10 protein-coding genes and 1 other RNA gene are annotated in these 12,289 nt (G+C 61.6%); all 11 read left to right on the forward strand.

The annotated features are described in order from the left end of the window. The first annotated feature begins 52 nt into the window (after positions 1–52). Positions 53–799 (forward strand): DnaJ family molecular chaperone, encoded by a 747-nt coding sequence (locus NVV77_RS05470; RefSeq protein WP_056309759.1) that lies wholly within the window; start codon positions 53–55, stop codon positions 797–799. A gap of 45 nt (positions 800–844) precedes the next feature. Then, an RNA gene (gene rnpB / locus NVV77_RS05475) (RNase P RNA component class A) lies at positions 845–1,233 on the forward strand. 190 nt (positions 1,234–1,423) lie between these two features. Then, complete coding sequence (locus NVV77_RS05480) at positions 1,424–1,567, forward strand: hypothetical protein (protein ID WP_295411476.1); 144 nt, start codon at positions 1,424–1,426, stop codon at positions 1,565–1,567. A gap of 569 nt (positions 1,568–2,136) precedes the next feature. Further along, complete coding sequence (locus NVV77_RS05485; protein ID WP_295411477.1) at positions 2,137–3,237, forward strand: carboxynorspermidine decarboxylase; 1,101 nt, start codon at positions 2,137–2,139, stop codon at positions 3,235–3,237. 45 nt (positions 3,238–3,282) lie between these two features. Further along, complete coding sequence (locus tag NVV77_RS05490; protein ID WP_295411478.1) at positions 3,283–4,563, forward strand: saccharopine dehydrogenase family protein; 1,281 nt, start codon at positions 3,283–3,285, stop codon at positions 4,561–4,563. 157 nt (positions 4,564–4,720) lie between these two features. Next, complete coding sequence (gene rsmH, locus NVV77_RS05495; protein WP_295411479.1) at positions 4,721–5,722, forward strand: 16S rRNA (cytosine(1402)-N(4))-methyltransferase RsmH; 1,002 nt, start codon at positions 4,721–4,723, stop codon at positions 5,720–5,722. Beyond that, positions 5,719–6,102, forward strand: a complete 384-nt coding sequence (locus NVV77_RS05500; protein ID WP_295411480.1) for a hypothetical protein — start codon at positions 5,719–5,721, stop codon at positions 6,100–6,102. Before rsmH ends, NVV77_RS05500 begins: the two co-directional genes overlap by 4 nt. Beyond that, positions 6,099–7,835: a penicillin-binding protein 2 gene (locus NVV77_RS05505; RefSeq protein ID WP_295411481.1), complete on the forward strand. Its 1,737-nt coding sequence runs from the start codon at positions 6,099–6,101 to the stop codon at positions 7,833–7,835. The genes NVV77_RS05500 and NVV77_RS05505 overlap by 4 nt, the downstream gene beginning before the upstream one ends. A gap of 3 nt (positions 7,836–7,838) precedes the next feature. Further along, positions 7,839–9,281 carry a UDP-N-acetylmuramoyl-L-alanyl-D-glutamate--2,6-diaminopimelate ligase gene (locus NVV77_RS05510; RefSeq protein WP_295411482.1) on the forward strand — a complete coding sequence of 481 codons (1,443 nt, stop codon included), beginning with the start codon at positions 7,839–7,841 and terminating at the stop codon, positions 9,279–9,281. Between the two features lie 171 nt (positions 9,282–9,452). Further along, on the forward strand, positions 9,453–10,844 hold the full coding sequence (murF, locus tag NVV77_RS05515; protein WP_295411483.1) for a UDP-N-acetylmuramoyl-tripeptide--D-alanyl-D-alanine ligase: 1,392 nt from the start codon (positions 9,453–9,455) through the stop codon (positions 10,842–10,844). Positions 10,845–11,017: 173 nt separating this feature from the next. Beyond that, on the forward strand, positions 11,018–12,103 hold the full coding sequence (gene mraY, locus NVV77_RS05520) for a phospho-N-acetylmuramoyl-pentapeptide-transferase (RefSeq protein ID WP_295411484.1): 1,086 nt from the start codon (positions 11,018–11,020) through the stop codon (positions 12,101–12,103). Positions 12,104–12,289: the final 186 nt, after the last annotated feature.

Below are 12,289 nucleotides of genomic sequence, written 5' to 3' on the forward strand. Positions count from 1 at the left end.
ATCTGCGCGTCCTATCATTTGGGCTGACTCGACCGGCGTGAGGGCCAAGCAGATGTTGTGCTGCGTACGCAAGGCGGAAGAAAATCGCGATGTCTGGCAGAAGCTTTCGAGCTTCCTCGGCTCGTTTTCGCGCCGCACGGGCGTAGCGGGCCACATTGCCAATATCCTTGATCCCGACACCTGGCTGCCCGGTGGGCGCGAGGCTGCGTTCACGCTCGCCCTGATCGCCCTTTCGGCCAAGATGGCCATGGCCGATGGCGCCGTGACCGCCTCCGAAGTGCGCGCCTTCAACGCCACCGTGGAAATCACCAAGGGCCAGGAGCCTCAGGTCGAGCGCCTGTTCAATCTCGCCAAGCAAGACGTCGCCGGCTACGAAGCCTATGCCCGCAAGGTCGCGCGTTTCTTTGCCGATACGCCCGAGACGCTGGAACATGTGCTCGATGGCCTGTTCTTCATTGCCACGGCCGATGGGCTCGTGCACGAAGCCGAGCTCGACTACCTGCGCTCCGTAAGCACGATTTTCGGCTTCGACGAAGTGCGCTTCGAGCAGATCGCCTCGCAGCACGTCATGCTCGAAGAGGGCGTCGACCCATACGTGGTTCTCGGCCTGTCGCATGAAGCGCCGCCGGAAGAAGTCCGCCGCGTCTATCGCCTGCTCGTTGCCGAGCATCACCCCGATCGCCTGATCGCCAAGGGCGTGCCCGAAGAGCTGATCGACGTTGCCACCGCCCGCATGGCCGCGATCAACCTTGCCTATCAGGCCATTACCAAGCCGCGCCCGCAGCCGCTCCTCACCTGATCTTCGCGCTTGACGCGGGGCAGGGTGCGCCCCTACATCGGCGCGCCAGTTGACCGGGTGACCGCTGGCAGTGGGGTAACCTGCTGCCGGAGGAAAGTCCGGGCTCCTTCGAAACACGGTGACGGCTAACGGCCGCCGGGGGCGACCCCAGGGAAAGTGCCACAGAAAGCAAACCGCCTCGGCCTGCCGAGGTAAGGGTGAAAAGGGTGCGGTAAGAGCGCACCGGGTGCCTGGCAACAGGGACCGCACGGTAAACCCCACCGGGAGCAAGACCAAATAGGGATGACGCGGGGTTTCGGCCCCAGCCTGTTTTGAGGCCAGATCATCCGGGTTGGTTGCACGAGCGTCCTGGCAACAGGCGCCTCAGATGAATGGTCACCACGTCGCGCCTCGGCGCGGCCCTACAGAACCCGGCTTATAGGTCAACTGGCGCTGACCTCCTTCCTGTCATCATATCGCCACAAAAAAGCCCGCGACACGCCACAGTCGTGACTTTGGGTTAATCTACATTGCCGGTACATTGCGGTAAGTTCATGATTTTATTGTCTGATTTTAGCCACACGCAATGTTGCTGCAATGCTGGGATAGCTAATCTCCGTTCGTCAACACACACGGAGACATCAAGTGAAGAAGATCATCGCTCTCGTCGTCGCCTCGGTTATGGTTGCCGGCGTTGCTACCCCGTCCTTCGCCCAGACCTCGGGCGACAATTGCGTTTTCAAGGACAAGACCCTCTGCAAGACCGAGTCGCTGGTCCCAACCGTCTAAACGCTTCGGCCTTAGGGCCTGAACACTGAGACCCTCGAGCCTTCGCTTGAGTGTCTGGCACATCCGGCGACGGCCCTGAGAGTAGCCAGCCAGAGCTACGCGATCAGAGCCGCCGCGGGTCAATTTTGCTCTTTGCGGTAACGCTTGAGCAAGACGAGGGCTCTAGAAGCCTCGTCGTTTCCAAAAAAAGGCCATCCCCTATGAAAGCCCTTCTTGCAGGCGTTGTCGCTGCATTCCTCATTTCGGCCACTGCGGCCCCGACCTTTGCAGCATCCACGACCGACGTGAACGACTGCGTATTCAAGGACAGCTCGCTCTGTGCGACGGAATCGCTGTCGCCGACAACGAACCAAGACACGCCTACTCCCCCGGCTGTCGTCTGATCGATCGTAGTGCGCATCAGCGCCAATGTTTGAGCCCCTGGACCTCCCGGCCCGGGGCTTTTCCTTTTCTGGCATAGGTGATGCGCGGCGCCCCGCACTTGCGCGCTCCCCCTCATGGCTTTAAGGCGAACCCTTCGCTTTTTTCCGCCGTAGACCGGCGGCACACGCTGTAGGAGTTTGAGCGCGATGCCTCTGGCCACACCATACTATCTGATCGACGAAACTGCCCTCGATCGGAACCTCAAACTTATCGACCAGCTCCGGGAACAATCAGGCGCCAAGTGCCTGCTGGCCCTGAAGTGTTTTGCTACCTGGTCCGCTTTCGCCCAGATGGCCCCCCACATGGATGGCACGACCTCCTCGTCGCTCAACGAGGTAAAACTCGGCCGCGAAAAGTTCGGCGGCGAGACCCATGCCTATTCCGTCGCCTGGTCCGATGGCGAGATCGACGAAGCCATCGCCAATGCCGACAAGATCATTTTCAATTCGGTTGGCCAGCTCGAGCGCTTTGCCGAAAGGGCAGGGCATCTGCCCGTAGGCCTCCGCGTCAATCCAGGCGTCAGCCACTCCCATTTCGATCTTGCTGATCCCGCACGCCCCTTCAGCCGCCTCGGCGAATGGAATCTCGATCGCGTTGAATCCGTGATGGATCGCGTCTCGGGCTTCATGCTGCACTGCAATTGCGAGAACGACTCGCTCGAAGCCTTTTCGGCTTTGCTCGACCAGTTCGAAACCAAGCTCGGCTATCTGCTTGAGCGTCTCGATTGGGTCAGCCTTGGTGGCGGCATTCATTTCACCAAGCCCGGCTATCCCATTGAAGGCCTTGCTGTGCGCCTCAAGGCGTTCGCCCAGCGCTTCGGCGTGCAGGTCTATCTCGAACCCGGCGACACGGCCGTTACCGACACGACCACGCTGGAAGTCAGCGTTCTCGACATCGTCGAAAACGGCAAACCTGTCGCCATCGTCGACAGCGCCGTCGAAGCGCATATGCTCGATCTGCTGATCTACCGGCAGAGCGCCGCTGTTGCGCCCGACGCTGGCCCACACCGTTACTTCATCGCCGGCAAGTCTTGTCTCGCGGGCGATGTGTTCGGGGAATTCGACTTTCCGGAGCCTTTGAGCGTTGGAAGTCGCATATCGCTGCTCAATGCGGGCGGCTACACGATGGTGAAGAAGAACTGGTTCAACGGCGTCAACATGCCAGGTATCGCCATCCGTCGGAAAAACGGTGAAATCGAGCTCGTGCGCGAGTTCGACTATGCCGATTACGTCTCCAGCCTCTCCTGATCCCGGCTGGGCAATGTCCACCACCAAGAAGGTGTTTCGTGCCAATTGAAAAAGAACATTCTGATCATCGGTGCCGGAGGTGTCGCGCAGGTCGCAGCTGCTAAGGCTGCCATGCACAATGATGTCCTGGGTGACATCAACATCGCCTCCCGCACCGTCGAAAAATGCGAATCCATCATTGCCGGCATCCTTGAGCGCAAGGTGCTGAAGCGCCCTGGGCTGATCGCCGCCCATCGGCTCGACGCCATGGATGTCGAAGCCACCAAGGCTCTGATCCGGCGCACCAAAAGCCAGATCGTGCTCAATGCCGGTTCGGCTTTCCTCAACATGTCGGTTCTGCGCGCCTGCATCGAGACGGGCGCGGCCTATATCGACACGGCTATCCACGAAGACCCGTCAAAAATCTGCGAAACGCCGCCCTGGTACGGCAATTACGAGTGGAAGCACCGCGAGGAGTGCGAGCGTAAAGGGATCACCGCCGTTCTGGGTGCAGGTTTCGACCCCGGCGTCGTCAATGCCTACGCGGCCTTGGCCTCGCAGCACTATTTCGACCGGATCGATTCCATCGACATCATCGATGTGAACGCCGGCAGCCATGGCCGCTATTTCGCGACCAATTTTGATCCCGAGATCAATTTTCGTGAGTTTACCGGCACGGTCTGGAGCTGGCAGAACAGCCAGTGGACATCAAACGAGATGTTCGAGGTCAGCCGCACGGACGATCTGCCCGTTGTCGGTTCGCACAAGACCTATCTCACCGGCCACGATGAGGTGCACTCGCTTTCGGCCAATCTCGGTGTGCCCGACATCCGCTTCTGGATGGGTTTTGGCGAGCACTACATCAACGTCTTCACGGTCCTGAAAAACCTAGGCCTGCTCTCCGAAAAGCCGGTTCTCACCGCCGAAGGCCAGGAGATCGTGCCGCTCAAGGTCGTGAAAGCCGTTCTCCCGGATCCCGCTTCGCTCGCCCCCGACTATGTGGGAAAAACCTTCATCGGCAATCTGATCAAGGGCAAGCGCAACGGCGCCGACGCCGAGATGTTGATCTACAACATCTGCGATCATGAAGAGACCTTTGCCGAGACGGGCAGCCAGGCCATTTCCTATACGGCCGGCGTTCCTGCTGTTGCGGCGGCCATGCTGATCGCCAAAGGCGAGTGGGATTGCCACCACATGGCCAATATCGAGGAGCTGCCGCCCGTGCCGTTCCTGGGTCTGCTCGAAACCATGGGGCTGCCGACTCGCCTGCGCGACGCCAAGGGCGATCGCAGCTTTGCTGGCGAAAAACTGCCCCAGCAGAAGAAAGCCCGGTTGGGCGCTTCCTGAGTAACTCTCTGAAATGGCCCGGTTTTGCCGGGCCATTTTTCCTTTGCCGCGGGCGCTGGCGGCCAATGGGAAACAGAATCTTAAGCGTCCCCATGCAATTGTCGGGAATGGTCTGCATGGTCGTTTTACTGCGGCCTGAAGTGGAGTTTTGGTCAGTATGGGCAAGCGGCACCTGCCCGAATCCCCGGTGATGAATGCGCCTCACATCCCCGTCCTTCTGGACGAGGTTGTGGCTGCATTTGCGCCGCTTGCTGGCCGGCGCGTCGTTGATGGCACTTTTGGCGCAGGCGGCTATTCGCGCGCCTTGCTCGAAGCCGGCGCCGAAGTCATTGCCATCGACCGCGATCCCAATGTGAAGCCGCATGCCGACAAACTGGCGGCCGATTTTCCGGGTCGATTCCAGTTCGTCCCCGGCACGTTTTCCGAGCTCGATGTGCTCGCGACGCCCCACGCGCCCATTCATGGTGTCGTGCTCGATATCGGCGTCAGCTCCATGCAGCTCGATGAGAGTGAGCGCGGCTTTTCCTTCATGCGCGAAGGGCCGCTCGACATGCGCATGAGCCAGTCGGGCGAAAGCGCTGCCGATCTCGTCAACAATCTCGAACAGGAAGAGCTGGCAAACCTGCTCTTTGCCTTCGGCGAAGAGCGCAAGTCGCGCCGCATCGCTCAGTTCATCGTTGCTGCCCGCGAAACTGCCCCGATAGCGACGACGCTCGAACTTGCTCGCATCATCGAAAAGGCCATCGGCCGCAAGCCGGGTGACGCGCATCCCGCCACGCGCTCCTTCCAGGCCCTGCGCATTGCCGTCAATGGTGAGTTCGATCAGCTCGTCGAAGGTCTCTTTGCCGCGGAGCGCTTGCTGGGCGAGGGCGGTATTCTCGCTGTCGTCAGCTTCCATTCGCTGGAAGATCGCATCGTCAAACGCTTCTTCGACCCCGACAAGGGCGGCCCCGCCCAGTCGCGCCACCTGCCGCAGGTCAAACTCGATCCGCGTCGCTGGGATCCCGTCGCCAAGGCGATCAAGCCCGGTGCTGCCGAGCTCGACCGCAATCCGCGCTCTCGCTCGTCGGTCCTGCGCAGCGCCGTCCGTACCGGCGTCGATGCCCGCGCGGTATCGCATGATCAGCTCGGCGTGCCCGTCGTCAGGGGGGCTGCATGATCCGGCGCCTCAATATTTTCCTGATCTGCACCAGTATCGTCATGCTGGTCGGCGTCTATATGCTGAAATTCTCCATCGAAGGCACCGCCGCCGAGCGCACTGCACTGCAGATCCATATTTCCGAGCAGGAAGACGATCTGACCACGCTCAAGGCCGATTGGGCGGTGCTCAACCAGCCCGGCTATGTCGAGCCCATCGTGCGCCGCCACGAGGCCGAACTCGGTGTCAGCCAGGTGCAGCAGAAACAGTTCGGTTCGTTTGCCGATCTGCCCATGCGCCCAGCCAAGCCCGACACAGCCGCTATGGATGCGCTGTTCCTCGCCATCGATGCGGGTGTCGATCCGATTGACGCAATTCTCGAATTGGAGGGGATCGAATGACCATCACCGCAGACGGTCTTGCCCCCACCATTTCGCTCGACGGCGTGCGCAAGGCGCGCGGCAATCTCACCCAGGCCCGCATCCGCTGGATGATCCTGGCGCTGGTTCTCGGCTTTGCTGCCGTTGGCGGGCGCCTTGTCCAGCTCGGCATGGCCGAAACCGACACCACCATCGAAGGCCAGACGCGCGACGCCATCACCGCGACTCGTCCGCCGATCCTTGATCGCAACGGCCTCGAAATGGCCGTCGATATTCGCGTGCCTTCGCTTTATGCCGAGCCGCGTCGCATCATCGATATCGAAGAAGCGGTGACAAAACTCCGCACAGTGCTGCCTGATCTCGACGAGGCCTGGCTGCGCAACCGCCTGACCGGCGACAAGGGCTTTGTCTGGCTCAGGCGCGAGCTGACCCCGGCGATCGAAGAGCAGGTCATGCGCCTCGGCATTCCAGGCATCGACTTCATCACCGAATCCAAGCGCTTCTATCCGGCCATGAACGAGGCCTCGCACGTCCTCGGCTCGACCAATGTCGACAACCAGGGCATTGCCGGCATCGAACGCCACATGGACACCGAATCCATCGCGCTGCTGCAGGAACTGGGCCTGGCGCGTGGCAATGCGCTGACTCCGGTTGAACTCAGCATCGACATGCGTGTGCAGCACGTGCTGCACGACCAGCTTACCGATGCCATGACCCGCTATCAGGCCATCGCCGCCGCCGGCGCGATGATGGATATCTATACCGGCGAAATCGTCGCCCTGGCGTCATTGCCGGATTTCAATCCGAACGACCCTGCCTCCGCGCTGGTCAAAGACACGTTCAACCGCGTCACCTCGGGCATTTTCGAGCCGGGCTCGATCTTCAAGACGGTCACGCTGGCCGGTGCGCTCGATAGCGGAATGGTCGGGATTACCGACGAGTTCGACGCCCGCTATGGCGTTCGTTTCGGCCGCTACACCATTGACGATTTCCACGGCAAGCACCGCATCCTGAGCCTGCCCGAGGTCTACAAATACTCGTCCAATATCGGCACGATCCGCATCATGCAGGCGATGGGCAAGGACAATTATCGCGCCTTCCTGAGCCGCATGAAGTTCGATGAGCGCGTGCAGTTCGAACTGCCTGAAATGCGTGTCCCCAGCGTTCCCAAGGAACTCTCCGAAGTCGGCGCCGCTACGGCCTCCTTCGGGCACGGTCTTTCGGTTTCACCGCTCCATATGCTCACGGCCTATGCCGCCTTCGTCAACGGCGGCAATTACATCGCGCCGACCCTCTACAAGCGCAGCGTGGCTGACGCCGAACCCCTCTATGAGCGGGTCATCCAGCCCCAGACCAGCGCCTACATGCGCTACCTCATGCGCCTCAACGCCATCTCGACTGGCGGCTCCGGTTCGCAGATGAACAAGGCCGCGCAGGGCTATCGCGTTGGCGGCAAGACCGGTACGGCCGAAAAGGTCGTCGACGGCCGCTATTCGTCCAACAAGGTCACCAACTTTTTTGCCTCGGCTTTCCCCCTCGATAACCCGCGCTATGCGCTTGTTATCATGGTGGACGAGCCGAAGGCGGAGAACCCACAGTCCGGCACCACCGCCGGCTGGAACGCCGGGACGCTGACCGGCCGGGTTGTGCAGCGTGTGGCACCCATGCTTGGTATTGCCCCGGATTTCCAGGGATTGCTTGATCAGCAGATCGTTCCGCCAGAAGTCAGGCGGATCTTTCCAGAAGGATATTGATTCGTGTCTCTTAGCGTTTCGCAACTGCTCGAAGGTTCTGGCGCCCGCCCCAAGAAGGGGTTGGGCACGGTCTTTGGCCTCAACTCGGACAGCCGTCGCATCGAGCCGGGAGATATCTTCTTCGCTCTGCCGGGCCAGAAGGTCCACGGCAATGAGTTCATCGAAGACGCCGTGCATCGCGGCGCCCTCGCTATCGTGACCGATACGGCCCCCGTGGGCGATCCCGGCGTGCCGGTGATCGTGGTCAAGGACGTGCGCGCCTCCTATGCCCGCGCTGCTTCGCGCGTGTTCGAACCGCAGCCGGAAATCTCGGTTGCCGTCACCGGCACCAATGGCAAGACCTCCGTCGCCTCCTTCGTGCGCCAGATCTGGGATCATGCCGGAGTGCCCGGCGCCAGCGTCGGCACCCTTGGCGTGCAGACCGCCACCCGCACCATCGAAGGTGCACTGACGACGCCTGACTCGCGTACGCTGCACCAGGCTCTCCGCGCCCTCCGCGCCCAGGGTGTCGACCACGTCGCCGTCGAAGCCTCCAGCCATGGCCTCGACCAGCGCCGGCTCGATGGCATTCACTTCGAAGCCGTTGCCTTCACCAATCTCAGCCGCGACCATCTCGACTACCACAAGGACATGGACGAGTACCGCAACGCCAAGTTGCGCCTCTTCTCCGATCTCCTGGTCGATGGTGGTGCCGCCATCGTCAATGTCGACGATCCCGAATACGAACCCTTCATGTTCGCCGCGCTCTCGGCCAACGCGACCCTGCTCACCGTCGGCCGGGAAGGGGCCTATATCGAGATCATCTCGATCAAGCCCGAGGCCTATGGCCAGCGCGTGCAGATCCGCCATATCGGCGAGCTGGTGGACTTCCACCTGCACATTCCCGGCGAATTCCAGGTCTCGAACGCCCTGATCGCAGCGGCTCTCGCCATGTCTTCCGGCGTCGACAAGAACGATGCCTTTGCCGCTCTCCCCAAGCTTGTTGGCGCCGTCGGCCGCCTCGAACTCGTCGGCGAGTACAAGGGCGCTGCAATCTTCATCGACTATTCGCACAAGCCCGAAGCCCTGCGCACCGCGCTCAGCACGCTGCGTCCCTACGTCAAGGGCAAGCTCCGCGTTGTCTTCGGCTGCGGCGGCGACCGCGACAAGGGCAAGCGCCCGCAAATGGGCGCAATTGCCAGCGAACTTGCCGATGACGTCATCGTGACGGACGACAATCCGCGCACCGAAGACGCCGCTGCCATTCGCGCCCAGATCCTGGCCGAGGCAAAAGGGGCCGGGGAAATTGCCGATCGCAAGAAGGCTATCGAGTCGGCCATCAAGTCCCTGCAAAAGGGCGACGTCCTGCTCGTCGCCGGCAAGGGTCACGAAACCTACCAGATCATCGGCACCACCAAGCACCACTTCTCCGACCACGAAGTGGTCGCTGAAGCGATCAAGGGCTAACGAGACGTCCCGGCGCGCTCGACCCTTCTTCACCCTCCCCCTTGCGGGGAGGGGCGGGGAGGGGGTATGGCGCGCCCTGAACGATAGGGTGGTGAGCACCCCCTCCCATCCTCCCCCGTCAAGGGGGAGGTGTCACATCGAGTTCGACGCGGTGCCAACGCGGAAGACGCCATGACCCAACCTCTCTACACAATCGACGCCGTCCTCGAAGCCACCGGCGGCCGCGCCGAGGGCATTGAAGCCGACGCCATCCGCTCCATTTCCATCGATTCCCGCGAAATCGGCCCCGATGCGCTTTTCGTCGCCATCAAGGGCGATCGCTTCGATGGCCACGATTTCGTCGATACCGCTCTCGCCAATGGCGCCGCAGCCGCCCTCGTCAGCCGCGGCACCGGGGCAGGGCGCATTACTGTCCCGGACGCGCTGGGCGGTCTCGTCGACCTCGCCCGCGCCGCCCGCGCCCGCAGCCGGGCCCTGATCGTCGGTGTCACCGGAAGCGTCGGCAAGACCACCACCAAGGAAGCCCTCCGCATCGTCTTCGAGGCAGCGGGCGAAACCCACGCTTCCATCAAGAGTTTCAACAACCACTGGGGCGTGCCGCTGATGCTAGCCCGCATGCCCGAAACGGCCCAGTTCGGCGTCTTCGAAATGGGCATGAACGCCCCCGACGAAATCCGCCCCCTCAGCCAGTTGGTGCGCCCCCACATCGCCGTCATCACCACCGTCGCTGCCGCACATCTCGAAAAGCTCGGGAGCCTCGAAGCCATTGCTCGCGCCAAGGCCGAGATTTTCGATGGTCTGGAACCCGGGGGCACCGCTGTCATCAATGCCGACCATCCCCAGATCGGCATCCTCCTCGAAGCCGCCCAGGCGGCTGGCGTCGGGCGCGTCGTCACCTTTGGCTTTGCCCGCGGCACCGATTGGCAGATTGTCGACGCCGAGACGGCAGGCGAGCATAGCTTTGCCACAGTGCTCAATGGCGAGGGTCGCTATGCCCTCACCATTGGCGTTGCCGGCCGGCATATGCTGAGCAATGCCACCGCCGCGCTTGCTGTCGCGAGCCTTGCCGGTATCGCTCCAGAAACGGCCCTCCGCGCGCTCGCTGGCTTCGGTCCGCAGCCAGGGCGCGGCCAACGCATCCACCTGGGGCCAAAAGAAAAACCGCTTCTCCTCATCGACGAAAGCTACAACGCCAATACCGCCTCGATGACGGCCGCCCTCGACGTCTTCGGTTCCGTCTTCGCGCCCAATGGCCAGAAGGTTGTCGTACTCGGCGACATGCTCGAATTGGGCGAAGCCGGTCCTGCCCTCCATGCGGGGCTGGCCGACACCGTGCGGGCGAGCGGTGCGGACAAGGTTTATCTCGTTGGCCCCAATATGGCGCGCCTCGCCGAAGCGCTGCCCGCAGCCCTCTTTTCCCGGCATTTCACAGGCATAGAACAAGGCCTGCCGGAACTACTTGCGGCGCTTGCCTATGGTGATGCAGTTATGGTCAAAGGATCGAACGGCATTGGGCTCTCCCGCCTTGTTGCCGCCATCAAAGACAAGTTTGAACAGCGTTAAGGACCAATCGACCTTCAGCTCAGGCTGAGACGAAAATGGCGGTTTTCGAGAACCGGAGCGGAGCGTACGTTTAAGTACGTGAGCACCGGAAGCGCAGAGAAGACTTCCATTTGCAGGCCAGCATCAGCTGAAGGTCGATTGGTCCTGCCGCCCAAGCAGGACTTTAAGAGAGCATGCTCTATTTTCTCGGCCAGTTGGGTGACTCCCTCGCCGCGTTCAACGTCTTCCGCTACATCACCTTCCGTACCGCGGGAGCCGTGATTACGGCGCTGTTCTTCGTCTTCATGTTCGGCCCCGGCATGATCGCGCTTCTGCGCCTCAAGCAGGGCAGGGGCCAGCCGATCCGCGAAGACGGTCCGCAGACCCACCTTCTCACCAAGAAGGGCACGCCTACCATGGGCGGTCTGATGATCCTGTCGGGCGCGGTTTTTTCGATCCTGCTCTGGTCGAACCTGAGCAATGGCTATGTCTGGGTGGTGCTTTTCGTCACCATCGGTTTTGGCGCCATCGGCTTTTACGACGACTACCTCAAGGTCAAGCGTATGAGCCACAAGGGGTTCGGCTCGAAACAGCGCCTGCTCCTCGAAGCTGCGATCGGCTGCATCGCCGCCTTCGCCATTTCCCAGCTCGCTGCCGGCTCCTACGGTACCTCGCTGCTCTTCCCCTTCGTGAAAGATCTGGCCGTAAACCTCGGCTATTTCTACATCCTCTTCGGCGGCTTCGTCGTCGTTGCGGCCGGTAACTCGGTCAATCTCACCGACGGTCTCGATGGCCTAGCCATCGTCCCGGTCATGGTCGCCGCCGCCTGCTTCGGCTTCATCGCCTATCTCGTCGGCAGCGTGAACTATGCTGACTACCTGCTGCTCAACAACGTGCCCGGCACCGCCGAACTCGCCGTCGTCTGCGGCGCACTAATCGGCGCCGGCCTCGGCTTCCTCTGGTTCAACGCCCCTCCGGCTCAGATCTTCATGGGCGACACCGGCTCCCTGGCCCTTGGCGGCGCGCTCGGCACTATCGCCGTTGCCACCAAGCACGAAATCGTCCTCGCCATCATCGGCGGCCTCTTCGTGCTCGAAACCGTCTCGGTGATCGTTCAGGTGACGTCGTTCCGCCTGACCGGCAAGCGCGTCTTCCGAATGGCGCCCATCCACCACCATTTCGAGCACCTCGGCTGGACCGAAAGTCAGGTGGTCATACGGTTCTGGATTATTTCGTTCGTCTTGGCGCTGATCGGGCTGTCGAGCCTCAAGCTGCGCTAGGCGAACCGCAAGCTATCCAAACCCACGGTGTCATCCCCGCGAAAGCGGGGATCTCTGTTTCCGGCCACAAAACCGGGATTCCCGCTTGCGCGGGAATGACACCGAGATGGCCATTCTGACTCGCAAAACGCGAAATCCCTTACCAAATCGGTAACCACCACTCGGTACAATCCAATACAGTTTGTA

Origin of the sequence: Devosia sp., assembly GCF_024707125.1 — a bacterium.
Lineage (GTDB): Bacteria > Pseudomonadota > Alphaproteobacteria > Rhizobiales > Devosiaceae > Devosia.